Origin of the sequence: Methylobacterium sp. ap11, from assembly GCF_900110515.1 — a bacterium.
Classification (GTDB): Bacteria; Pseudomonadota; Alphaproteobacteria; order Rhizobiales; family Beijerinckiaceae; genus Methylobacterium; species Methylobacterium ajmalii.
Genome location: NZ_FOEB01000043.1, coordinates 1 through 24,211 on the forward strand (window position 1 = coordinate 1; position 24,211 = coordinate 24,211).

General features: G+C 71.9%; 19 protein-coding genes and 1 pseudogene. 10 read left to right on the plus strand and 10 right to left on the minus strand.

Annotated elements, in window-relative coordinates; genetic code table 11:
• Nucleotides 1-31: 31 nt before the first annotated feature.
• The gene (locus BMX97_RS31185) at nucleotides 32-5,719 is read left to right on the plus strand and encodes an apolipoprotein A1/A4/E family protein (RefSeq protein ID WP_244538747.1); all 5,688 of its coding nucleotides are present in this window, start codon (nucleotides 32-34) and stop codon (nucleotides 5,717-5,719) included.
• Between the two features lie 257 nt (nucleotides 5,720-5,976).
• On the opposite strand, the gene BMX97_RS31190 is transcribed toward BMX97_RS31185, so the two are convergent.
• Both BMX97_RS31190 and BMX97_RS31195 read right to left on the minus strand, forming a co-directional pair.
• On the minus strand, nucleotides 5,977-6,417 hold the full coding sequence (locus BMX97_RS31190; protein ID WP_091754995.1) for a DUF1489 family protein: 441 nt from the start codon (nucleotides 6,415-6,417) through the stop codon (nucleotides 5,977-5,979).
• A 163-nt stretch (nucleotides 6,418-6,580) separates the two neighbouring features.
• Entirely contained in the window at nucleotides 6,581-7,432 is an 852-nt protein-coding gene (locus tag BMX97_RS31195; protein ID WP_244538748.1) for a hypothetical protein, read from the minus strand.
• Nucleotides 7,433-7,610: 178 nt separating this feature from the next.
• Between BMX97_RS31195 and BMX97_RS31200 the strand changes: the two genes are divergently transcribed.
• From BMX97_RS31200 to BMX97_RS31220, 5 genes are all read left to right on the plus strand, one after another.
• Nucleotides 7,611-8,777, plus strand: coding sequence for an MFS transporter (locus BMX97_RS31200; protein ID WP_244538749.1), 1,167 nt, complete (start codon nucleotides 7,611-7,613; stop codon nucleotides 8,775-8,777).
• Between the two features lie 106 nt (nucleotides 8,778-8,883).
• Entirely contained in the window at nucleotides 8,884-10,014 is a 1,131-nt protein-coding gene (locus BMX97_RS31205; RefSeq protein ID WP_091755010.1) for an MlaE family ABC transporter permease, read from the plus strand.
• 81 nt (nucleotides 10,015-10,095) lie between these two features.
• Nucleotides 10,096-10,884 carry an ABC transporter ATP-binding protein gene (locus BMX97_RS31210; RefSeq protein ID WP_091755011.1) on the plus strand — a complete coding sequence of 263 codons (789 nt, stop codon included), beginning with the start codon at nucleotides 10,096-10,098 and terminating at the stop codon, nucleotides 10,882-10,884.
• 158 nt (nucleotides 10,885-11,042) lie between these two features.
• A complete protein-coding gene (locus BMX97_RS31215; RefSeq protein ID WP_060846518.1) occupies nucleotides 11,043-12,122 on the plus strand; it encodes an MlaD family protein in 1,080 nt (359 codons plus the stop codon).
• 122 nt (nucleotides 12,123-12,244) lie between these two features.
• A complete protein-coding gene (locus BMX97_RS31220) occupies nucleotides 12,245-12,856 on the plus strand; it encodes an ABC-type transport auxiliary lipoprotein family protein (protein WP_091754997.1) in 612 nt (203 codons plus the stop codon).
• A gap of 143 nt (nucleotides 12,857-12,999) precedes the next feature.
• Here BMX97_RS31220 and BMX97_RS31225 read toward each other — a convergent pair whose 3' ends face one another.
• The 5 genes from BMX97_RS31225 to BMX97_RS31245 form a co-directional block, all read right to left on the minus strand.
• Entirely contained in the window at nucleotides 13,000-14,043 is a 1,044-nt protein-coding gene (locus BMX97_RS31225) for a phosphatase PAP2 family protein (RefSeq protein WP_091754998.1), read from the minus strand.
• Between the two features lie 90 nt (nucleotides 14,044-14,133).
• Nucleotides 14,134-14,754, minus strand: coding sequence for a helix-turn-helix domain-containing protein (locus tag BMX97_RS31230; RefSeq protein WP_091754999.1), 621 nt, complete (start codon nucleotides 14,752-14,754; stop codon nucleotides 14,134-14,136).
• Between the two features lie 135 nt (nucleotides 14,755-14,889).
• Complete coding sequence (gene thiD / locus BMX97_RS31235) at nucleotides 14,890-15,690, minus strand: bifunctional hydroxymethylpyrimidine kinase/phosphomethylpyrimidine kinase (protein ID WP_091755000.1); 801 nt, start codon at nucleotides 15,688-15,690, stop codon at nucleotides 14,890-14,892.
• A gap of 40 nt (nucleotides 15,691-15,730) precedes the next feature.
• Entirely contained in the window at nucleotides 15,731-16,444 is a 714-nt protein-coding gene (thiE, locus tag BMX97_RS31240; protein ID WP_091755001.1) for a thiamine phosphate synthase, read from the minus strand.
• Nucleotides 16,445-16,583: 139 nt separating this feature from the next.
• Nucleotides 16,584-17,567 carry a DMT family transporter gene (locus BMX97_RS31245; RefSeq protein ID WP_091755002.1) on the minus strand — a complete coding sequence of 328 codons (984 nt, stop codon included), beginning with the start codon at nucleotides 17,565-17,567 and terminating at the stop codon, nucleotides 16,584-16,586.
• 267 nt (nucleotides 17,568-17,834) lie between these two features.
• Between BMX97_RS31245 and BMX97_RS31250 the strand changes: the two genes are divergently transcribed.
• A complete protein-coding gene (locus BMX97_RS31250) occupies nucleotides 17,835-18,716 on the plus strand; it encodes a UDP-2,3-diacylglucosamine diphosphatase (RefSeq protein ID WP_091755003.1) in 882 nt (293 codons plus the stop codon).
• Nucleotides 18,713-19,816 (plus strand): glycosyltransferase family 4 protein, encoded by a 1,104-nt coding sequence (locus BMX97_RS31255; RefSeq protein WP_091755004.1) that lies wholly within the window; start codon nucleotides 18,713-18,715, stop codon nucleotides 19,814-19,816. Before BMX97_RS31250 ends, BMX97_RS31255 begins: the two co-directional genes overlap by 4 nt.
• Before the next feature lie 36 nt (nucleotides 19,817-19,852).
• Here the strand turns inward: BMX97_RS31255 and BMX97_RS31260 are convergent, their stop codons facing one another.
• Nucleotides 19,853-20,296, minus strand: a complete 444-nt coding sequence (locus tag BMX97_RS31260) for a DUF488 domain-containing protein (RefSeq protein WP_091755005.1) — start codon at nucleotides 20,294-20,296, stop codon at nucleotides 19,853-19,855.
• A 203-nt stretch (nucleotides 20,297-20,499) separates the two neighbouring features.
• Here BMX97_RS31260 and BMX97_RS31265 point away from each other — a divergent pair, with 203 nt between their 5' ends.
• Entirely contained in the window at nucleotides 20,500-21,360 is an 861-nt protein-coding gene (locus tag BMX97_RS31265) for a glycoside hydrolase family 25 protein (RefSeq protein WP_091755006.1), read from the plus strand.
• A gap of 305 nt (nucleotides 21,361-21,665) precedes the next feature.
• Here BMX97_RS31265 and BMX97_RS31270 read toward each other — a convergent pair whose 3' ends face one another.
• The gene (locus BMX97_RS31270) at nucleotides 21,666-22,676 is read right to left on the minus strand and encodes a 1-aminocyclopropane-1-carboxylate deaminase (RefSeq protein WP_091755007.1); all 1,011 of its coding nucleotides are present in this window, start codon (nucleotides 22,674-22,676) and stop codon (nucleotides 21,666-21,668) included.
• A 166-nt stretch (nucleotides 22,677-22,842) separates the two neighbouring features.
• Here BMX97_RS31270 and BMX97_RS31275 point away from each other — a divergent pair, with 166 nt between their 5' ends.
• Nucleotides 22,843-23,307 carry an Lrp/AsnC family transcriptional regulator gene (locus BMX97_RS31275; RefSeq protein WP_091755008.1) on the plus strand — a complete coding sequence of 155 codons (465 nt, stop codon included), beginning with the start codon at nucleotides 22,843-22,845 and terminating at the stop codon, nucleotides 23,305-23,307.
• Between the two features lie 734 nt (nucleotides 23,308-24,041).
• Here BMX97_RS31275 and BMX97_RS32555 read toward each other — a convergent pair.
• Nucleotides 24,042-24,211, minus strand: a pseudogene (locus BMX97_RS32555) (IS66 family transposase); the annotation flags it as partial.

Here is a 24,211-nt window from a genome sequence, read left to right on the forward strand (position 1 = left end):
GCTGGAAGCCCGGGCCGAGGAAGCGGCCGCGGTGCTGCGGCGTGCGGCCGAGACGGCGACCGGCGCGGTGGGCGCGCGGACGGCGGAGAGCGTGGAGGCGTTCCGCCTCGGCGCCGAGGAGGCGTCGGGTGCGCTGCAGGCGCGTCTGGCGGATGCGGCCTCGTCCTTCGCCCGGGTGGCGGAGGAGGCGGCTGCGCTGATCGGCACGCGGGCCGGCGAGGCGGACGCGGCCTTGCACGGCGTCGTGGTGGGTCTGGCGGGCCGGGCCGAGGAAGCGGCTCTGGCGATCGCGGCGGCGGCCGAGCGGACGACGGGTGCGCTCGACGCGCGGACGCTGGCGGCGACCGCGGCCTTCGCCGCGGCGGCGGACGAGGCCGGGCGCCTCGTCGCCGAGCGGACCGACGCCACCGGGGCGACCCTGCGGGCGGCGGTCGAGCACCTGACGCGCCAGGCCGAGGACGTGTCGGCGGCGCTGGCGCTCGCCGCCGAGAGCGCGGCGGGCGACCTCGACACCCGCCTCGCCGAGGTCGGTGCGGCCTTCGACGGCCACGGCCGCGCGCTGACCGACATGATCGACCTGCACGCCGGCGAGGCGCAGACCCGCCTGGCGGCGGCCGGCCGCGACATCGTCGTGGCGGTGGCGGGCCAGGGCGCGCGCGTCAACGAGGCGCTGGAGAAGACCGGCACCGCGCTGGCGAGCGCCGCCGAGACCGGCGGCCGCACGGTCGACGAGGTGCTGACGAACCGCCTCGCGGTGCTCCAGGACGCGATCGCCCGCGGCGACATCCTGGCCGACCGCATCTCCCGCGACACCCACGACCTCACGCAGAGCGTCGCCGGGCGGCTGGAGGAGATGGACCGCCTCATCACGGTCCAGGGCCGCGCCGTCGCCGAGACCATCGCCGAGCGCACCCGCGAGGCCCGGGAGGCCGTCGAGGCCCAGCTCGGCGCGCTCGAGGACCGCTCGGCCAAGCGCACCGCCGAGATCGGCGCGACCTTCAGCACCATGGTGGCGCATGTCGACCAGCATATCGGCGCCCGCGCCACGGCGCTGAACGAGGCCCTGATCGTGCGGGCCGGCGAGATGGCCCGGGTGATGGCGGAGGGCGGCCGCGAGGTCGCCCAGGCGCTGGACGGCCGCGCCGACGAACTGGCGCGCGCCATCACGGCCCGCAGCCAGGCGATGAGCGACGCCCTGACCGCCCGCGTCGGCGAGATCGGCGACGAGCTCGGCCGCCGCACCGAGGAGCTGACCCGCTCGCTCGATGCCGGCGCCGCCCGCTTCGACGACCGCGTCATCGCCCGCCTCGAAGGCCTGGCCCAGACCCTCGACGAGCGCGGCCGGATCGTCGACGAGACCTTCGGCGTGAAGGCCGAGGAGGCCCTGCGGTTGATCGAGGCCCGCACCCGCGGCCTCGATCAGGAGCTCGGCGCCCGCACCCGCGAGCTCGTCACCTTCGTGGAGAGCCACAGCGGCGAGGCGAGCCGCGACCTCGCGACCCAGGCCGACGCGATCCGCGCCGCCTTCGACGGCCGCACCGAGACCCTGGCGGCCCTCGTCGACGAGCGCATCGCCGCGATGTCCCGGGAGATCGACGAGCGCGGCCGGGCGATGTTCGGCACGCTGGCCAACCGCATGACCGAGCTGGCGCGGCTGTTCGACCGCGGCGGTCTCGCCCTCTCCGACCTCATCGGCAAGCGCGGCGAGACCGTGCTGGCCGCCCTGCAGGGCACCGTGGAGGAGGCCGACCGGGTGCTCGCGGAGGGCTCCGGCCGCCTCGAGACGGCGCTCGGCAACCGCTCGACCGCGCTGGCGACGCTCCTCGACGAGCGCGAGGCAGTGGTCGAGCGTCTGTTCGGCGAGCGGCTGCGGGCGCTCGGCCACCTCATCGACGAGCAGGCCGCGACGATGCGCAGCCTGCTGGACGGCGGCTCCGAGGCGCTGCAGTCCGGGCTCGACGACCGGATCCGCGCCCTGCACGACACGCTCGAGGAGCGGGCCGGCGCCGTGCGCGGCCTGCTCGACGACCGGGTCGGCACCCTGCGCGGCGTCCTCGCCGAGGGCGGCGACAGCCTGGCCTCGACCCTCGAGGAGCGGGTCGGCCGGGCGGTCGGCACCCTCGATTCCCGCACTCGTGCCCTCTCCAGCCTGTTCGACGACCGGCTCGCCGCCCTCGACCACCTGGTCGAGAGCCGCGGCGCGGCCTTCGCCGAGGCGGTCGAAGCCCGGGCCCAGGCGCTGGCCGGGCTCATCGACGCCCGCACCCACGCCTTCGCGGCGGCGGCCGAGGCCGGCGGCACCCACCTGTCGGGTCGGGTCGACGCGGCACTCGCCGACCTCGACGCGCTGATCGAGATGCGCGCCCAGGCCGTCGAGACCAGCCTGGAGCGCCGCGGCGAGACCCTGGCCGGCACGATCGCCGCCCGGGGCGAGGAGGTCGCCGGCCTGCTCGATTCCCGCGTCGCGACCCTGGAGGACGCCGTGTCCCGCGGCGCCCTGTCCGTCACCGGCCTGCTGGCCGAGCGCGAGGCCGGCCTCGGCGAGGCCCTCGACGGGCACCGCGACGCCATCGCCCGGACGCTCGGCGAGCGTGTCGAGGCCCTGGCGGCCCTGCTCGCCGAGCGCGAGGCGGCGATCGCCGGCACGATCGAGCAGGGCGGCGGCAACCTCGTGCGCCTGATCGACGGCCGCCAGCGGGCGCTCGCCGAGCTGACCGGCGCCGGCGACGTGCTGGCCCGGCGGGTCCAGGAGCGCATCGACGTGCTCGCCACCACGATCCGCAGTGGCGGCGACGCGCTGGCCGGCCTGCTGGATTCCCGCAATGCCGACCTCGCCGAGACCTTCGAGGGCCGCGGCGCGGCGCTCACCGCGCTCCTCGACGACCGGGTGGCGGAGCTGTCCTCCGCCCTGGAACGCAGCCGCGCCGCCCTCGACGCGGTGCTCGGCGGGCAGGTCGAGGCCCTCTCCCGCCAGCTCGAGGCCGGCGGCGAGGCGGTGTCCGACCGCCTGCAGAACGGGCTCGCGCTCCTCGGCGGTACCGTCGACGAGCGGGCGCACGCCTTCGGTGCCCTGGTCGACGCCAAGGCGGCGGAGCTCGCCGCCCTGATGCAGGCCCGCACCGAGGCCCTGTCGGGCAGCGTCGACGAGCGCTCGGCCGCCTTCACGGCCCGCATCGACGGCCGCATGCGCGCCTTCGCGGCCCTGGTGGCGTCCCGCGGCGAAGCGCTCGCCGACGCCTTCGACGACCGCAGCGACGCCTACGCGGCCCTGGTCGACGCCCGCACGGCGGCCCTCACTGCCGCCCTCGACGAGCGGGTGGCGAACCTGCACGGCGTCATGGACGAGCGCTCCGCGGCCCTCGCGGCGGCCGTGCAGGAGCGCGCCGCGGCCCTCGCCGCGGCGATGGACGAGCGCAGCGCCCAGCTCGGCTCGGGCTTCGACCGCCGCGCCGCGGCCTTCGCGACGCTGATCGACCAGCGCGGCACCACCCTCACCCGGGCGCTCGCCGAGACAGCCAGGGAGCTGTCCGAAGCGATCGACGGCCGCGGCGGCGAGCTCAACCGCGACCTCGCCGAGCGGGTCGAGGCCCTGCGCCAGATCGTCGACGAGCGCGGCGGCGCGCTCGGCCAGCGCCTCGAGGCGACCACCGCCTCGCTGCACCGGACCATCGACCAGCGCGGCAACGCCCTGGTGGCGGCGCTGGCGGCGAGCGGCGAGACCGTCGACGGGCTCGACCGCCAGGTGGCGCAGCTGCGCGGCCTGGTCGAGGGTCCCGGCAGCGAGCTGGTCTCGGTCCTGGCCGAGCGCAGCGAGGCGCTGGAACGGGCGGTGACCGAGGGGATGGGCGGTACGGCCGTGCTCCTCGCCGAGCGGGCCGAGGCCCTGGCGGCCCTCTCCCGCGAGGCGGCCGAGACCCTGCGCCGGTCGGCCGACGAGGGCGTGGCCCGGGCGGTCGAGGCCCTGACCCGTGTCAACCAGCGGCTGGGCGGCGAGCTCGGCGGCCTGGTCGGCCGCATCGAGGCGGCCAGCGGCGCGCTGCAGGAGCTGATCGGCCGCTCGGACGAGAGCTTCTCGGCGATCGAGGGCGGCCTGTCGGGCCGGGTGCAGGAGATCCAGGCGGCGCTCTCCGAGATCGCGGCCGAGACGGCCAAGGCCTCGGACCGGGTCGCCGAGCAGGTCGGCGCGCTCCAGGGCGCGGCGACGGGGGCGCTGCGCCAGGCGGCGGGGCTCGCCGCGACGCTGGATGCCCGCGGCAAGGCCCTGACCGAGACCGCCCGCCAGCATATCGGCGACCTCACCGCCGCCACCGGTGCCCTCGAGGGCGCCGAGGGCCGGGTGAGCGCCGCGCTCGGCGAGCGCCGGGCCGAGATCGACACCCTGCTGGGCAGCATCGACGCCCGCTCGGCGGCGCTCGCCGCCGCCACCGAGGGCGTCGGGGCCCGGGTCGAGGCGACCCTGAAGACGATCGAGGCCCGCACCCAGGCGCTCGGTCGCGAGATCGAGGCGGGCGCCCGCCAGGCCGGCAGCGCGGTGACGGAGGCGTTCGAGCGCCTGCGCGCCGGCACCGGCCAGGAGGGCGAGCGGGCCGCCGAGACCGTCCGCCAGGCCGTGGCGGGTGCCTCGGGCGAGATGCGGACCGCCTTCGGCGATGCCGCCGAGCGCTTCCAGGGCACGGTCGAATCGATGCGCGCCATGGCGGGCGAGATTCGCCAGACCCTGGAGGAGATCCGTGGCGACCTGCAGCGCGGCGTGACCTCCATCCCGCAGGAGGCCCAGGACGCCACCGGCGAGATGCGCCGGGTGGTGGCCGAGCAGATCAAGGCGCTGAACGAGCTCTCGGCCCTGGTCCAGCGCTCGCCGCGTTCGGTCGACGTGACGCAGCCCCGCGTCGCCGAGGCCGGCCGCTCCGCCTCGGCCGCCGCCCCGGCGGTGTCGGCACCGAAGTCCGCGGCTCCGGTCGCGGCGGCCCCGCGGCCGCAGCCGACCGTCGCCAAGGCGCCGGTGCAGGCCGCGACGCCCGCCGCCCAGGCTCCGGCGCAGGCTCCCAAGCCCGTGGCTCCGGCGGCCCAGGCGCCGGCCGTCAAGCCGCCGGTCGCCACGGCCCGGCCGTCGGCCGACGCCGGCAAGGCCCCGGCGGGGCAGAACCGTCCGGCCACGCCGCAGGGTGCGGCCCGGACCGGCGCTGACGCTCAAGGCCGCAACGGCTCCGGCGGCTGGCTATCCGACCTCCTCTCGCGCGCCTCCCTGGACGACGACGAGGACGTGCCGCCGCTCGCCAGGACCGGCGACAAGGCCGGCGAGAAGGGCAAGGTGTCGGCGATCGGATCGACGGCGAATCCGGGCAAGGCCGGTGGGGCTGCCGACGACGCGGGCGCCGCGGCGATCGACTCGATCACGAGCAACATCGCCCGGATGATCGAGCACCCGGCCGCGGTCGACCTGTGGGAGCGCTACCGGCGCGGCGAGACCAACCTGTTCACCCGCCGCCTCTACACGGCGGAGGGCCAGCGGACCTTCGACGAGATCCATCGCCGCTACCGCGCCGAGCCGGATTTCCGCCGGACCGTCGACCACTACGTGCGGGAGTTCGAGCGCCTGCTCGGCGAGGTCTCCCGCACCGACCAGGACCCGCGCCGGGCCAACGCCTACCTCACCTCGGAGAGCGGCAAGGTCTACACGATGCTCGCCCATGCCAGCGGGCGGTTCGAGGGCGCCTGACGCGCCCCCGACGGTCCCGATGCGAACAGGCCCCTCCGACCCGACAGGGTCGGGGGGCTTTTTTGTCGGAGCCCTGTCCTTGCTTCAGGCGGGATTCGAGCGAGGCGGCGATGTGGCCCGCGGGGAGTCGAGAAGGGTGCGCTTGCCGACTGTGCGGCTGCCCCGGACGGCCGGGTGATCGTTCCGCGAGGCGGTGGACGAGGCCTGGACCGATGACGGGAGGCCGCAGCCGATCACGCCCGGATCCAGCGTTCCGGTCAGAGCAACCCGAGCGAGGCCAGTTCCCGCCGCATCGATTCCGGCATCGCCGCGAGGTCGCCGGCAGCGCTCCGGGAGATGTCGCGGGGAGCGTCGGCGGGGGCGAGGTAGCGCCAGCCCTGGAACGGGCGGCAGGGCCGGGGCTCGACCGGCGTCACTGCCGGGTCGAGGACGAGGCGGCAGCGGCCGACGCCCTCGGCGTCGGTGAACGGGCGGATCGCCAGCACCGGCTGGCGGCAGGCGATGAGACCGCGGATCACCCAGTAGAGCGAGCCGGCGCCGACGATCTCGTCGCCGCGCTTGGGCACCATGCGGGTGATGTGGGCCTGCTCGGGCGGGCGGCCCTGGCGCAGGGCCTCGGCCCGGCGCGCGGCGATCCACTCCTCGAGATCGGCGATGGACTCGCAGCCGACGCAGAGCTTGAGGAGATGCAGGGACATCGCGGCCTGGGATGGGGAGCGGGGGCGCGGGCTCCCTGCGCGGAGATCGTGGCGCCGCGAGGGCATTGCGCTCGCCGCGAGGGCAGCGCACTCGCCGCGAGGCGAAGCTCTTACGGCGAGGGTGAAGGCCCGATGTCGAGACGGAGGAACGCCCTGCGGTCGCTCAGGTGAAGCGGGCGAGCTTCTCGTTGACCGCGAGGTCGTCGATCTCGGCAAAGGCGTCCGCGAGGTCGACCGTTTCGTCGGCCGGGGCCGCCTCCTCGCGCACCGGCACGAAGGCGATGTCGTCGTCGGCGAGCGCGGGCTCGACGAGGCGCAGCCGCGGCGCGGACTCGGCCTCCGCCGCGTCGGTCTCCCGTCCCCGGCCCCGTCCGGTCGCGACGATCTCGTCGACGTCGTCCTGGTCGAGGGCGGTCTCGGGCATCTCAGCGCGCTGCCCGGCCTGGGCCGGCGGGTCGTCCTCGCTCGCCCAGATCTCGATCATCGCGATCAGGCGCTGCTCGAGATAGCGCAGGGTGTTGACGATGCGGCTGGTGCGCTGCGCCGTCAGGTCCTGGAACGAGCAGGCGGTGTAGATCTGCGTCGCGTTGTGGTCGAGGCGGTCGCAGACGCCGCTCTCGGCGCCGGTCTCGCGCAGGGTCCAGGCGACCTCCTGGACCTCCTCGGCGGCCTGCAGGATGTCGGAGGTGGCGCGCTCGGTCGTGCGCACGATGCCGTCGAGGGCCTCGGAGGCGGCGCCGAGCTGGCTCTGGTCGTGGTCGGGCGTATGGATCGCCGCGATCTCGGACTTGGTACGGCTGATCGCCTTCGCCATCTCGATCAGGTCGAAGCGCAGGCGCTCCATCCCGGGCGGGCCGCGCTCGGCCGTGACGACGGTCTCGATCCGGCCGATCGCCTGGAGCAGCACGTCGGTGTCGGCGTGGCGGTTGCGCCGCGCGAACTCGCCGAGGAACCAGCGCCCGCGCGCGGTCTCCAGCATCGCGCCCTCGATGACGTCGTACTCTTCCCGCGGCATGGGGAGCGAAGGAGTCCCGGCCATCTCACCTGCCCTGTCAATCGCCCGCCGGGTCGGCCGGCGCGGCGTCGCCCGATCAGGCGTGTCGTCGTTAAGGCTTGACATCCCGGCGTTAACGGCGGCTTACGCCAGGCCCGCCCCGGGGCGGCTGATTCGGTCCCGCCGCCCAAAGGTTCCCGTGACGGTCCCCCCGCCCTCCCCCCGCGACGGCCTGCGCCTTGCCCTGCTCTACGCGGCCGTCTTCGCCGGGATCGGCGTCGCGATGCCGTTCCTGCCGCTCTGGCTCGCCGGCCTCGGGCTCGGGCCCGAGCTGATCGGGGCCCTCGTCGCCCTGCCGATCCTGGTGCGGATCGTCGCGACCGCGCCGCTCGTCGGTCTGATCGACCGGGGCGTGCCGCCCCGGACGCTGATGGTGGCTGGCAGCCTCGGCCTCGCCGCGACCTGGGCCCTGATGCCGCTCGCGGCGTCCGTGTCCTGGCTCGTGCTCGCCGGGGTGATCGTCCTCAACGCCGTCGCCGGCGCGTCGCTGGTGCCCTGCCTCGACTACCAGAGCCTCGCCGCGGTGCGCCGCCGGCCGGGGCTCGACTACGCCCGGATCCGGCTCGGCGGCTCGCTCGGCTTCCTGGCCGCGACGCTCCTCGGCGGCTGGCTCCTCGGCCTCGTCGGCACGGGCGGCATCCCGGGCTTCCTCGCGGCCCTCGAACTCGTCTCGGCCTGCGGCGCCGTGCTGCTGTTGCGCCGCGAGACCGCGTCCGCTCCGGCCCGCCGTACCGCCGGCCGGGTGCGCCTGCCCGCCGCCCTGTGGCTCGCCATCGCGGCCGGCGCGGCGATCCAGGCGAGCCACGCCGCCGTCTACGCCTTCGGCTCGATCCACTGGGTCGGCCTCGGCCTGTCGCCGGCCGAGACCGGGATCGCCTGGGGCGTCGGCGTCGCCGCCGAGATCGGATTCTTCGCGGTCGCCGGACGCATCCCGTACCTGCGCGACGCGCCGTTCCGTCTGCTCGCGCTGGGGGCGCTCGCCGCGCTCCTGCGCTGGGGCGGGCTCCTCGCCGCCGCCGGCCTGCCGGCCCTGGTCCTGCCGCTCCAGGCCCTGCATGCCCTCACCTTCGGGGCGACGCAGCTCGGCGTCATGGCGGCCCTGTCGCGCCTCGCCCCCGAGGGCGGCCGCGGCGCCGCGCAAGGGGCCTACGCGGCCTGCGCCGCCCTCGCCTCGGCCTCCGCCACGCTCGCGAGCGGCGCGGCCTACCGAGCCGGCGGCGGGACGCTCGCCTTCGGACTGATGCTGCCGGTGGCCGGCCTCGGCCTCGTCTTCACGCTCGCGGCGGCGCGGGCGGCGCGGCGTTGAGCCCGCCGGCCCCGATGGTTTGCGAATTGTTAGCATGACGGGATATACGACCGACCCGAGGGGATCTGTGGCGAACGAGGGAGGCCGGCCCGTGCCGACCGAACCGATGACGCGGGGGGCCGATCCGGCCCACGCCGCGGTCGAACGCGTCCGCGACGGCCTCGCCGCGCGCCTCAGCGGCCGCTGGACCGCCGACCAGGCGCCCGCCGTCGAGGGCTCCGCCGCCGCGATGCTGGCCGGCGCCGCCGGCGCACCCCTGATCATCGATCTCTCCGGCCTGTCGCGCCTCGACACGCTCGGCGCCTGGGTGCTGGAGCGAACCCGCGCGGCCTTGCCCGACGGCACGGCCTATGCGGGCGCCTCGCCCGAGCACCTGATACTGCTGCGCGAGGTCGCCTACCGGGACGCCGCGCCGTCGGCGCGCGCCCGGCGCTTCCACCCCCTCGATCCGGTGGCGAACCTGGGCTCGGGCGTGCGCAGCCTCGGCCACCAGGGGCTCGCCGGCCTCGCCTTCCTGGGCGAGGTGGTGGCGGGCTGCCTGCGGGTGCTCGCCCGGCCGCGCAGCTTCCGCGGCCCGGCGCTCGTCAACCAGGTCGAGCAGATCGCGCTGCGCGGCGCGCCGATCATCATGCTGATCGCCTTCCTGGTCGGCTGCATCGTCACCCAGCAGGGCATCATCCAGCTCCAGCGCTTCGGCGCCCAGAGCTACGTCGTCAACATGATCGGCATCCTGTCGCTGCGCGAGCTCGGGGTGCTGCTGACCTCGATCATGGTGGCGGGGCGCTCCGGCTCGGCCTTCACGGCCGAGATCGGCTCGATGCGGATGCGCGAGGAGGTCGACGCGCTGCGCGTCATGGGCCTCGACCCGATCGAGATCCTGATCGTCCCGCGGATCATCGCCCTGATGGTGGCGCTGCCGATGCTGGCCTTCCTGGCCGACCTCGCGGCGCTCGCCGGCGGCGCGCTGACCTCCTGGCTCTATGGCGGGCTCTCGCTCGAGGCCTTCGCGTTCCGGCTCCAGAACGCGATCGGGCTGCGCCACGTCCTGATCGGCCTCATCAAGGCGCCGTTCATGGCGCTGATCATCGGAATCATCGCCTCGGTGGAGGGGTTCCTGGTCGAGGGCTCGGCCGAATCGCTCGGCCGCCACGTCACCGCCTCAGTCGTCAAGTCTATCTTCATGGTCATCGTCCTCGATGGACTCTTCGCGGTGTTCTTCGCGGCCATCGATTTCTGAGCGAGGCGAGCCTTTCCCTTGCACCATCCCTCCACAGCCCCGTCGGCCGCTCCCGGCCGCTTGCCCGGCGCGCACGATCCGCTGATCCGCGTGCGCGACCTCGTGGTCGCGTTCGGCGAGCGGACCGTGCTGAAGGGGCTCAACCTCGACATCCGCCGCGGCGAGATCCTCGGCTTCGTCGGGCCCTCCGGCCAGGGCAAGTCCGTGCTCACCCGCACCCTGCTGGGTCTCGTGCCGAAGCGCTCGGGCACGATCGAGGTCTTCGGCGAGGACGTCGACCGCCTGACCCTCGCCCAGCGCCGGGTGATCGAGCGACGCTGGGGCGTGCTGTTCCAGCAGGGCGCGCTGTTCTCGGCACTCACCGTCAAGCAGAACATCCAGGTGCCGATGCGCGAGCACCTGAAGCTGTCCGAGCGCCTGCTCGACGAGTTCGCCCGGCTCAAGATCGAGATGGTCGGCCTGAAGCCGGATGCCGCTGACAAGCTGCCCTCCGAGCTCTCGGGCGGCATGATCAAGCGCGCGGCGCTCGCCCGGGCGCTCGCCCTCGACCCCGAGGTGCTCTTCCTCGACGAGCCGACCTCCGGCCTCGACCCGATCGGCGCCGGCGAGTTCGACGAGCTGGTGGCGACGCTGCAGCGCACGCTCGGGCTCACCGTGTTCATGGTGACCCACGACCTCGACAGCCTCTACACCGCCTGCGACCGCATCGCGGCGCTCGGCGACGGCCAGATCATCGCCGAGGGGCCGATCGACGCGATGCTCGCCTCCGACCATCCCTGGCTGCGCTCCTACTTCCACGGCAAGCGCGCCCGGTCGATCGTGACGCAGGACGCCCCGTCATCCCGAGGAATCGTGGAGGGCGTCGCCTGATGTGCGCTGCCGCACCCGCCCGCCGGCAGGGCCCGCTTAAGCTTCCTGAATTAGGCTGCGCCGGGATGCTGACCTTAGGGCATCCGGTTCCCGGGCTCGCGGTCCGGCCCCGGCCGGCCGCTCCCCCTGCCCCGCACGCGCATGGAAACCGTTAAGGCATGGAAACCCGCGCCAACAACGTCCTGATCGGCGCCTTCACGCTGGCGGTGATCGCGCTCGGCTTCGCCTTCGCGTTCTGGCTGCGCGGGTCCTCGTCGAACCAGGCCCGGATGCCGGTGCGCATCGTGTTCTCGGGCGGCGTCGGGGGCTTGGCCAAGGGGGCGGTCGTCACCTTCAATGGCATTCGGGTCGGCGAGGCGACCGACGTGCGGCTGTTGCCGCAGGACCCGCGCCGGGTGACGGCGATCGTCGAGGTCAACCGCGGCACGCCCCTGCGCGTCGACACCCGCGCGCGCCTCGACATGACCATGCTGACCGGCGTCGCCTCGATCGCCCTCGTCGGCGGCAGCGCCGACGCGCCGCAGCTGGCGCCGACCAAGGACGACCCGGTCCCGACGATCTACGCCGACGCCTCCGACATCCAGGACCTGATGGCGGCCGCCCGCACCATCGCGCAGCGCGCCGACGACATGCTCCAGCGCCTCGACCGGGTGGTCGCCGGCAACGAGGGCGCGATCAACCGGACGCTCGCCAACGTCGAGCGGTTCTCGAAGACGCTGGGCGACAGCGCGCCGGCCCTCGACGCGCTGACGAAGGCGGTGGACGGGCGCAAGCTCGCCAGCCTCATCGACAACGTCGACCGGTTCTCGACCGCGCTGGCCGCCGCCTCGCCGGACGTGCAGGCCGGGGTGCACGACGCCCGCACGCTCGCCGGCAAGCTCAACGCCTCCGCCGACCGGCTCGACGCGGTGCTGAAGGGCGCCGAGGGCTTCCTCGGCTCGGCCTCGGGGGATGCCGGCAAGAGCACCTTCGCGGAGGTCCGCGACGCCGCGGTCTCGATCCGCGATGCGGGCCGCGCCTTCCGCACCATGTCGGAGAACCTCGACAAGCGCACCGCCACCCTGACCCAGAGCGTCAGCCGCCTCAGCGGCGCCGGGCGGCGCGAGGTGCAGTCGCTCTCGACCGACGGCCAGCGCACCCTCAACACCCTCAACAACGCCGTGCGCAACATCGAGCGCGACCCGTCCCAGGTGATCTTCGGCGGCAAGCCGACGTTGCCGGAATACAACGGTCGCTGACCATGTTGCCGTGCAGCATCGCGGGCATTGCACCCGCGCGCGGGCCCGCGCGTTGTCCGGGCATGTTCGGTCACGCTTCCGGGCCGGTCCCGGCCCACCCCGTCCACGGTCCCTCCGCCGCCATGACGATCACGGCCTCCCCGGTCTCCCGCCGCGCCCGCCGGTCCGGCCCGGTCCTCGCCGCCCTCTTGGCGCTCGCCGTCGGGGCCTGCGGCAGCGGCGCGGTGCCGACGACCTTCGACCTCACCGCCCTCCCGGGCGCGGCCCGCAGCGGCGCTGCGCGGCGCTCGATCGTGGTGGCCGAGCCGGTCGGGCTCCAGCCCTTCGAGGCCGACCGCATCATCGTGCGCGAGGCCGGCGGCTCGCTGTCGTTCCTCGGCGGCGGCCAGTGGGCCGATCGCCTGCCCCGCCTGATGCAGGCCCGCCTGGTCCAGAGCCTGGAGAATACCGGCCGCCTGCGCTCGGTGAGCCGGCCGGGCGACAAGGTGGTGGCCGACACGATCCTGGTGACCGAGATCCGCGCCTTCGACATCGCGGCGGGCTCGCGCGAGGCGGTGGTCGACATCTCGGCGAAGCTCGTCGCCGATGCCACCGGCAAGGTGGTGGCCGCCCGGATCTTCCAGGCCCGCGTGCCCGTCGCCGAGGTCAATGCCGGCGTCGCGGCGAACGGGCTCGACCGGGCGCTCTCGACCGTTCTCGCCGACATCGTGCGGTGGGTCGGCACGGCGTCCTGATAAGGAAGTCCGAAAAGGCTATGAAGTCCGGACGAGGGCTTTTGGATCTCGTCTCGCCGATCGACGCGGCGCTCGAGCGCCAACGACATCCGCATCGCGAAGCTATCATCCGGACTTCGTAGGATACCCCGCCGGCCGGCGCCTCAGGCCGAGGAAGGCGCCGCTGCCCGCGCCAGACGGGCGGCGACGCACAGGGCGAGGCCGGCGACGACGAGGCCGGCCAGGACGTCCACCAGGTAGTGGCCGCCGATCACCGGCGTCGCGACGACCATCGCGAGATTGACCGTCAGCGCCGGCCACCGCAGCACCGGCACGCCCCAGAAGCCCCAGGCGAGCAGTGCCGCGGCGGCGGCGTGGAAGCTCGGGAAGGTGACGATGCCGCCCAGCGTGTCGCCGGTGAGGGCCGAGAGCGTGCCGGCCCGGGCGGGGGCCAGGATATCGACGTGGTGCCAAGCCGCGGTGACCAGCACGTGGGTGTCGGCCCGAGCGACGCCGAAATGCAGGTAGCCCCCGAGGGCCGGCATGAGCGGGAAGACCGCGACGGTGGCGGCGAGCGTCAGGACCCAGGCGAGGCAGAAGGCTTGGGCCCGGGCCACGCGTCCAACAACGAGCAGCGCCGCGACCAGGATCGTGAGTTGCAACAGCAGGCTCATATAAACGTGGCTCAGGACCTCCAGGAGGAGCGGCCAGCCCCGAGCAACCGCGATCACGTGCGCCCAGTCAAAACCGAAGAGCGCCATGTCGAGGGCGAGCAGGTCTTCATCCCGATACGGAAGGTTCGTACTGGCGGCGACCACGCTCAACAGGGGCGCGAGCAGCCCGACGAGCAGGAGTTGCGACGCAACCTCGGCACCCGAGCCGAGCCGCTCCCAGCCTCGGATGCGCAGGGCAGCACCGCAGGCCCCGAGGGCGGCGAGCTGAACCAGTGCGCTGGCGAGGATGTAGTCGGCGATCCGGTAGCCGCCCACCGACACCGCGGCGAGGAGGAGGCCGCCCGCCGCTGCGACGATGCTCCAGCAGACCAGGGCGGGCCCACCGAGAACAGCGCCCGATCGTCTCGCGATCGGACGGGCCTCGAGGTCGTCGATCGGGCCCCGAAGCGCCGGGCGAGGCTCCGACCTCGCGTCGAGGATCGGTCGGTCGCTCGTCGGCGGAGGGATGTGGGGAACGGCGAGAACGGGCGGCATGGAAGTTCCCCTGCGTCGTGCAGGTCTCCCATCCCATCCGATAACGTTCCGTGTACTTTTGTTTGTGAGTTCAACCGGCGGTTAGCGCGGTCATTCCATCACCGCCGCCTTCATGATGACCACCATCATGGCGCGCCCGGTCGTCTCGCTGACGCAGCGCACGGTGTGGGGCCGGTCGCAGCGGTAGCGCAGGGTCTCGCCGGCCCGGGCGCGCTGGACCGCGCCGGCCACGTCGACCTCGAACTCACCCTCGATGACCGAGAGGGATTCCACCGACCCGCGCTGGTGGGCATCCGAATCGAGCACGCCGCCCGGATCGGCCGAGAGGTCGTACCATTGCAGCCACTCGACGGTCTTGATCCAGCCGACGATCGCGAGCCGCATCCGGCCGTCGTCGGAGACGAGGATCGGCGTGTCGGCCCGGGAGGACTTCTCGATGAAAGGCTCCTCGTCGCCGGTGGCGAGCACCCGCTCGATCGAGACGTCGAGGGCCTGGCTCAGGCGCCAGATCGTCGCCAGCGTCGGATTGGTCTCGTTGCGTTCGATCTGGCTGATGATCGACTTGGCGACGCCGGATTGCTCGGCGAGTTCCGACAGCGACAGGTTGTAGGCCTTGCGCAGCCGCTGGATGGTTTTTCCGAGCTGACCCGACAGCACCTGCGCCCCGGTCAACAGGTCCTTGGTGCGCTCCCGCCCCCGCTCGACGCCCATCGCCTGCCCCCGAACCCCGCTGGATCACCGCCGGGCGTTCCGCATACCGAACGCCCGTACGCTCCATCAAACGCAATCGCCGGGAGCGCGCAAGGGTCCATCGGGCCGCGCGGGGTGTTTCTTACGGGACGAGCGTCAGTTCCACCACGCATGGAAGTGGTGGACCGGGCCGTTGCCGTGGCCGATGCGCAACTGGCCGGACGCCGCGAGCGCCGCACTCAAATACGCCTTGGCGGCGCGGGCGGCCTCCGGCAGCGTCAGGCCGCGGGCGAGCCCGGCGGCGAGCGCCGCCGACAGGGTGCAGCCGGTGCCGTGGGTGTTGCGGGTCTCGATCCTGGGTCCGGCGAGCCGCAGCACCGCCTCGCCCGGTCCGACCAGGAGATCGACGCTCTCGGCGCCGGTGCCGTGGCCGCCCTTCATCAGCACGGCGCGCGGCCCGAGCGCCAGGAGACGCCGCCCCTGGTCGAGCATCGCGGCCTCCGTCTCCGCGATCCCCTCCCCCAGGAGCACGGCGGCTTCGGGCAGGTTCGGGGTCAGCACCGCGGCGTGGGGCACGAGCTTGGCCCGCAACGCCGAGACGGCGTCGTCGGCGAGGAGCCGGTCGCCGCTTGTCGCCACCATCACGGGGTCGAGCACCAGGGGCAGGCCGGCGGCGTGGCGGGCGAGCCCCTCGGCCACCGCCGCGATCGTCGGGCTGCGAGACAGCATGCCGATCTTCAGCGCCTTCACGTCGAGGTCGGTGAAGACGCTCTCGATCTGGCGCGCCACGAATTCCGGTTCGACGTCGTGGATCGCCTGGACGCCGCGGGTGTTCTGGGCGGTGAGCGCGGTGATCACGCTGGCGCCGTAGACGCCGAGCGCCGAGAAGGTCTTGAGGTCGGCCTGGATGCCGGCGCCGCCGCCGGAATCCGAACCCGCGATCGTGACGGCGATCATGCTCTCCCTCCGATCGTGCCGAAGATCGACCAAGGTCCGATCATGCCGCCCCCCGGGCCGCCAGGGCGCCATCGACGACCGCGCGCAGGTCGCGGGCCCGCGCCTCGACGTCCTGGCCGGTGCCGAACAGGGCCGAGATCAGCGCGATCCCGTCGGCGCCCGCCCCGATCGTCGCGGCGGCGTTGCCGCGGTCGATGCCCGCGATCGCTCCGACCGGAAGGGTGGCGCCGCGGGCGAGCCGCGCCCGGAAGACGATGCGGTTGAGCCCGTCGAGCCCGACCGGCGGGTCCGGATTGTCCTTGCTGGTGGTGGAGAAGACGCCGCCGATGCAGGCGTAGTCGACCGGCAGGCGATAGAGCTCGTCGGCCTGGGCGGCGTTCTTGACCGTCAGCCCGACGATCGCGCCCCGCGGCAGGAGGCGCCTGGCGTCGGCCGGATGCATGTCCTCCTGGCCGAGATGCACGCCCTCGGCGCCCGCGGCGAGCGCCAGGTCGACCCGGTCGTTGACGAGGAGCGGCACGCCGGTGCCCTCAAGCGCCGCATGGATCCGGCGCAGCCGCTCCACCGTTTCGCGGGCATTGGCGATGGTTTTTTCGCGGTATTGCAGCAGGGTGCAGCCCCCGGCCGCGGCCTCGGCCGCCATCCGGGCGAGGTGCCCGGCGTCGCCCCCGCACACCCCGACATCGAGGAGGCCGTAGAGCCGCAGGTCCACCGGCACCGTCTCGGCCGCAGGGGCCGTCGGGCCGGCGCTCACGGGCGGGTTCCCGCGCAGGGCTGACGGTGGCGTGCGGGCATGGCGGGCGTTCCTACTCGGGAGAGGGCCGTGGCGTCGTGTCTCCCGGAGTAAGGGCGTGCGAGCGCGGGCGTCAACGGGCACCCGGCCGACCGGGCACTCAGCCGGCCCGGGCCCCGCCCGCCGCGGCCTCGCGGGCCCGCTCGACCACGAGGCGCCGCTCGCGCCACACCACGAACACGCCGGCCGCCGCCACGATGCCGCCGCCGAGCGCGATCGAGGCGGTGGGCAGCTGGCCGAACACGAACCAGCCGATCAGCACCGACCACAGCATCGTGGTGTACTCGAACGGCGCCACCAGCGAGGCGTCGCCGTGGCGGTAGCTCTCGGTGAGCAGGATCTGGCCGATGCCGCCGAGCACCCCGACGACGACGAACAGCGCGAGGTCGGTCCAGCCCGGCATCTTCCAGCCGAGCACGACCGTCGACAGGCCGAGCAGCGAGGTGAACAGGAAGAAGTACAGCACGATGGCGCCGGTGCGCTCGGTGCCGGTGAGCTTGCGCACCTGGATCGTCGCCGCCGCCGAGCAGGCCGCCGCCAGGATCGCGAACAGCGCGCCGGTGGTGCCGCCCCCTCCCGCGCCGCCGAATTCGAGGTGGGGCGCCAGCGTGATCAGCACGCCGAGGAAGCCGACGCTGACGCCGGCCCAGCGATAGCCCTGGACCCGCTCGCGCAGCACGATCGCCGCCAGCACCACCACGAGGAGCGGCGAGGCGTAGCCGATCGCCACCGCGTCGGAGAGCGGCAGGAAGGACAGGCCGGCAAAGCCCGCGAACATGCCGCAGGCGCCGATGATGCTGCGCAGCATGTGCCCCTTGAGGTTCTGCGTGCGCACCGCCTCGATCACGCCGCCCTGCCAGCGCAGCCACACCAGCAGCGGCGCGATGGCGATGAAGGAGCGGAAGAACACGATCTCGCCGGTCGGGAACCGGTCCGCCAGGGTCTTCACGCCGGCGGACATCAGCGTGAAGGCGAGCGCCGACAGGACCTTGAGACCGATGCCGAGATAGGGCCGGGCGGCGTCGCGCCCCGACGCGCCAGCTCCGGTGACCGACCGGCCGGGGACGACGAGGGGGGCTGCCATGGGCGGGGCGCTTTTCTGGGCGGAGCGGGAGGAGGCGCGACCGCGGACACCGCGGCGGGGCGTCCTGTCAGAACCACGAATCGGCACGGCCGAGGTAGAGGCCTCCTCGAGCGGCTGACCTGCGCGATCCGCATGGTCGCCTTTAAGTCTCCGCAAACGAATCTCGGTCTGCCTCCCCGGCCGAGGTTCGGCGATCCGCCCTCGCGTCATCAAAGTGATACGCGAATGGGGTTTGGCTGGCGCGAGATGCCGCCAAGGAGAGTGCACGTGGCCGAGGACGCCGACGCGCTTCGCGTGCGAACCCTGTTCCTCTCGGACATCCACCTCGGAACGAAGGGATGTCAGGCCGAGCTACTGCTCGACTTCATGCGGGAAGTAGACGCCGACGAGATCTACCTGGTCGGCGACATCGTCGACGGCTGGAAGCTGCGCTCCGGCTGGTACTGGCCGCAATCGCACAACGACGTCGTGCAGAAGCTGCTGCGGAAGGTGCGAAAAGGGTCTCGCCTCGTCTACGTGCCGGGCAACCACGACGAGTTCCTGCGCGACTTCCTCGACATGCATTTCGGCGGCATCGAGATCCAGGACCAGGTCCTGCACGAGGCGGCGGACGGCAAGCGCTACCTCGTCATCCACGGCGACCAGTTCGACCTCGTGGTGCGCCACGCCCGCTGGCTCGCGCTGCTGGGCGACGGCGCCTACACGGCGGCGCTCTTCGTCAACACCCACCTCAACTGGGTACGCCGCCGCCTCGGCCTGACCTACTGGTCGCTGTCGGCCTGGGCCAAGCTGAAGGTGAAGAACGCCGTCAACTTCATCGGTCGGTTCGAGGAATTCCTGATCGCCGAGGCCCGCCGGGCCGACGCCAACGGGGTGATCTGCGGCCACATCCACCACGCGGCGAGCCGCATGGTCGGCGACATGCACTACCTCAACACCGGCGACTGGGTGGAATCCTGCACGGCGGTGGTCGAGCATTACGACGGCACCATGGAGGTGATCCGCTTCGCCGACTGGAAGCGCGCCAGCGCCGAGGCGCCGGTGCCGCTGACCTCCCGCAGCCGCCCGCTCGCCCCGGTCGAGGAACTGGCGCCCGCAGCCCGCTCCATGCCGGACCACCCGATCGTGAACGCCCGGGCCGTCGCGTGAGGCTCCTCGTCGCGACCGATGCCTGGCATCCCCAGGTCAACGGCGTCGTCCGCTCCCTCGAGCACATGGTCGCGGCGGGCCGCCGGCGCGGCCACGACCCGGTGATGCTGACGCCGCTCGACTTCGCCAGCATGCCGCTGCCGGGCTATGCCGAGATCCGGCTGTCGCTGGTCACCGCCCGCGGCGTCGCCCGGCGGTTCCCGGCCCTGGCGCCCAGCCACGTCCACATCGCCACCGAGGGGCCGATCGGGCTCGCGACCCGCCGGGTCTGCCTGGCGCAGGGCCGGCCCTTCACCACGAGCTACCACACCCGCTTTCCCGAATACCTCGCCGCCCGCCTGCCGGTGCCGGAGCGCTGGAGCTACGCCTGGCTGCGCCGCTTCCACGGCGCGGCGAGCGGCACGATGGTGAGCACGCCCTCGCTCGAGCGCGACCTGTCGGGGCGCGGCTTCACCCGGCTGATGCGCTGGACCCGCGGCGTCGACACCGAGCTCTTCCGCCCCCGGGACGGCGAGGCGGCGCCGGACGCGCTCGCCGGCCTGCCCCGCCCGTTCTTCCTGTTCGTCGGGCGGCTCGCGGTGGAGAAGAACGTCGAGGCGTTCCTGCGCCTCGACCTGCCCGGCACCAAGCTCGTCGTCGGCGACGGGCCCGACCGCGCCCGGCTCGCCGCCGTCGATCGCACCGCCCGCTTCCTCGGCACGCTCACCGGCGAGGCCCTGGCCCGGGTCTACGCGGCCTCCGACGTCTTCGTCTTCCCGAGCCTCACCGACACCTTCGGCATCGTGCTGCTGGAAGCCCTGGCGAGCGGCCTGCCGGTCGCCGCCTATCCCGTCACCGGCCCTCTCGACGTGATCGGCGGAACGAGCGTCGGGATCCTCGACCACGACCTCGGCGTGGCGGCCCGTTCGGCCTTGGCGATCCCCCGCGAGGCCTGCCGCCGGGAAGCCCTGCGCTATACCTGGGAGGCGAGCGCCGACCAGTTCTACGGCAACATCGAGGCCGCCCACGCCGAGGGCGCGACGACGCGGCGACGCCGGCGCATCGGATTGCCGCTGCCGGGCGAGGCGCCCGCTTCCCTGCCGCGGGTCGGCGAGGGCTGACCAGCCCGTTTCCGAGGCGACCGGACTCCGGTCGCCTCACGCGAACAGGTCGACGACCTGAAACCCCCTCCCCGCCAGCCGCTCGCTCAGGACCCGCCGGTGGCACCGCTCCGGGTCGCGCTCGAAGCAGAGCAGGCAGGTCGGCCCGGCCTCGGCCAAGGCCGCCAGTTCGTCGAGGGCGGCCTGGCCCGTGCCGGTCTCCAGCACCTCCTCGCAGTAGATCCGGCGCATCAGCGCGGCGTCGTGGGCGCGGGCGGCCTCGCGGCCGGCCTTCGGCGTGCCGAGGCTGCGCAGGTGCCGGTATCCGATTCCGGCCTCGGTGAGGCCGGCGGCGAGCGCGCTCTTCGAGAAGCCGCGCTTGCGCGAGGCCGCCACCGCCCGCACGTCGGCGAGCGTCGCCACCCCGGCATCGCGCAGGGCCGCGGCGAAACGCTCGGTATCGGCGCCTTCGTACCCGATGGTAAACAGAACCTTGTCCATGGCGGCGTCTCGACAAATGTCAGTTTCTGCCGGGGCTTATGCCCGACGGTGAAGGCCGCGACGCGCCGTGGCCTAGGCCTATGTGGCGTTGGCGCCACGAGTTTCGAAATTCCGTCCCAATTCCGTCAAGCTTCCATTAACCGGCCCCACCGCATCGAATATCCATAGTGTTCAGCGTGAAGTCAGGCCGCGCCCCGATGCCGATGGAGTCGACGATCCCCTCCGCCACGTGGTCCTCCGCCCTGTCGCGCGGCGTCTTGTGGAGCCGGCGCGCGCTCGCGGCGGCGAGCCTCGCGACGCTGGCCGCCTGCGCCGGCGGCGGTGCCGATTTCTACCCGACCAAGGGTGACGCAAAGCCCCATCCCGGTGTCGCCAAGGCGAAGCTGCACCCGATCCAGGGCATCGACGTCTCGAAGTGGCAGGGCCCGATCGACTGGACCTCGGTGAAGGGCGCCGGCACCCAGTTCGCCTACATCAAGGCGACCGAGGGCGGCGACCACATCGACGATCGCTTCCGCGAGAATTGGGACGGGGCCGGCCGGGCCGGCGTGCCGCGGGGTGCCTACCATTTCGTGTTCTGGTGCCGCTCGGCCAAGGACCAGATGGACTGGTTCAAGCGCAACGTCCCGAACGACCCGACCGCCCTCCCCCCGGTCCTCGACGTCGAGTGGAACGGCCATTCGCAGCTCTGCCCTAAGAAGCTGCCCAAGGCCCAGGCACTCGCCATGACCGAGTACATGCTGCGGGAGATGGAGGCCTATACCGGCAAGCGGCCGATCATCTACACCGACATCACCTTCCACAAGGACGTGCTGGAGGGCGAGCTGCCGGATTATCCGCACTGGGTCCGCTCCACCGCGGCCGAGCCGGAGCAGCGCTACGCCAACCGCGACTGGATGCTGTGGCAGTTCACCTCGACCGGCCGGGTGCCGGGCGTGCGCGGCGACGTCGACCGCAACGCCTTCTACGGCACCAAGGCCGAATGGGCCTCGTTCCTCGCCACCGACTGCGACCCGCGCAACCACCGCCGGCTCTCGGCCGCGGGGCTGTGCACCGATAAGTGATCGCACCCTGACGAAGGCAACAAAGCCCGGTCCGCGACGAGCGGCCGGGCTTCTTCATTGGAGTCGATGAGTTCTCGCAAGCACACCTGAAGCCCTCGATGTCATCCCGGGGCTCGGCGCAGCCGAGCACCCGGGATCCATGACTGCTGAAGCTGAAGGAAGAGGCGGATTGCGTCCCGCTTCATCTTGAACCGTCAGCGTTCATGGATCCCGGGTTCCGCTGCGCGGCCCCGGGATGACGCGGAGGTGGGCAGGTCCGGGGTTTGTTCGACGAGCGAGACGATGTCGAACAAACCCTCGCCGACTCAGCCGTTGCGGAACGTGTAGCTGTAGCCGTTCAGCGCCGGCGCGCCGCCGAGATGGGCGTAGAGCACCTTCGAGCCCTTGGGGAAGAAGCCCTTCTGCACGAGGTCGATCATGCCCTGCATCGACTTGCCCTCGTAGACCGGGTCGGTGATCATCGCCTCGAGGCGGGCGGCGAGGCGGATCGCCTCGACGGTCTCCTTCGAGGGCACGCCGTAGACCGGATAGGCGTAGTCCTCCTTGATCACCACGTCGTCGGCGACGATCTCGCCGGCCCCGACCAGAGCCGCGGTGTTGCGGGCGATCTCCAGCACCTGCGCCTTGGTCTGGGCCGGGGTGCAGGAGGCGTCGATGCCGATGACGTTGCGGGCGCGGCCGTCGGCCGAGAAGCCGACCAGCATGCCGGCATGGGTCGAGCCGGTGACGGTGCAGACCACGATGTAGTCGAAGTGGAGGCCCATCTCGGCCTCCTGCCGGCGCACCTCCTCGGCGAAGCCGACATAGCCGAGGCCGCCGAACTTGTGCACCGAGGCGCCGGCGGGAATCGCGTAGGGCTTGCCGCCCTTGGCCTTCACGTCCTCGATCGCCTGCTTCCAGCTGTCGCGGATGCCGATGTCGAAGCCGTCATCCACGAGCTGCGACTCGGCGCCCATGATCCGCGTCAGCATGATGTTGCCGACCCGGTCGTAGACCGCGTCCTCGTGCGGCACCCAGGCTTCCTGGATCACCCGGCACTTCATGCCGATCTTGGCCGCCACCGCCGCCACCATGCGGGTGTGGTTCGACTGCACGCCGCCGATTGACACCAGCGTGTCGGCGCCCGAGGCGATCGCGTCCGGCACGATGTATTCGAGCTTGCGCAGCTTGTTGCCACCATAGGCGAGGCCCGAGTTGCAGTCCTCGCGCTTGGCGTAGATCTGCACGTCGCCGCCCAGATGCGCGGTCAGGCGCGGCAGGTGCTCGATCGGGGTCGGCCCGAAGGTCAGGGGGTAGCGCTCGAACTGCGACAGCATCGAAGGAATCATCGCCGGGGTCCTGTGTGGAAGCCTCTTTCATTCTAGCCGCGATCGTGTGAAAGGTGCTCTCGAACTTGCCCGCCTTTGCGCAACGATGAGAGGCGAAGGCTTCACCTCGTGCTAGAGACGTTCATGCAGAAGCGATAAGGCGGAAGGATCTTTCATGGCGGACGGCCTCGACCGCATCGACCTGAAAATTCTCCGGCTCCTTCAAGAGGATGGCCGCATCGGAAACGCCGAGCTGGCCAAGCGCGTGAACACCAGCCCGGCGACCTGCCATCGCCGCACCCAGCGCCTGTTCGACGACGGCTACCTGCGCGGTGTTCGCGCCGTGGTGGCGCCCGAGAAGGTCGGGCGCGGCTCGCTGGTCCTCGTAGGCGTGGTCCTCGACCGCTCGACGCCCGAGAGTTTCTCCGCCTTCGAGGCGGCGGCGCTCGCCATGCCGACGGTGCTCGACTGCCACCTCGTCGCCGGCGATTTCGACTATTTCCTCAAGATCCGCGTCTCCGACATGGCCGACTTCAACCGGCTGCACAGCGAGACCCTGATCGCCCTGCCCGGCGTGCGCCAGACCCGGACCTTCTTCGTCATGAAGGAGGTGGTCGACAACGCGCCGTTAAATTTGTAAATCGCATTAAATAAAAATCAGCGAGAAAATGCCATAATATATTAGGTCATTTATTTTGAACGTCGTGATTTTCGTACCAAAATAGCAGCCTCCAATGCATTGTAAACAGAGATAAATCGGGAGGCTCAGTCAAATTCAGTCTGCCTGTCTGCTTTCATCGTAAATAGCTTGAATGCATCAATCTTTGATTTCCCATTAATTCTAAAATGTCCTATTATTGATTCGATATCAACAGAATACTTATCAAATATTTGTTGTTGTGATTTCCAATATTTACTATAATTTTATCTGAAAATAACCCTTCGATCGCATAGCCAAATCTCATTTATACAAAATCTATGTTGCTTTCATTGGGAATCTACTTGTTCTGATAATATCTTTGAAGGATTTTTTTTGACTCGACGCCCGCTTCGTCCGAGTCAAAAAGCGTCACATAGATGCTTTCGCGTCTTATATGATCGTAAGTAGCCTGAAAAAAGACTGTAATGCGCGGACTCCGCCGTAATCAGCAATTGCGGACTTCCTAAGATTAGGCCAGGCATGCTCGTTTTTCGCAATATTTGAATTATATTTGGTCAAAAACACTCTATATACTGCCTATCTGTTGGCACTTCAACAGCAATGGCGCGCTCCGTAAGTTGAAAATAGTCAGAAAATCTGTAATTACTCACGGGGTTCGGCGCGGTGCACGAGCCGCCTGACCTTGTCGAGGACGAGGTGAACTCGGGAAGCGATCAGGCGCGGATGGTCTTGAGGAGGGTGGCGAAGGTGTCGGCACCCGTGAGGCGAGCGGTGTCGACGACCGTGCGCACGTCCGCCTCGCCTGCGGCCGCCCACATGGCCCGATAGCCGTTCGTCACTTTCCGCTGCACCACCGCCGGGCGCAGAGCGCGCTCGCACCCGT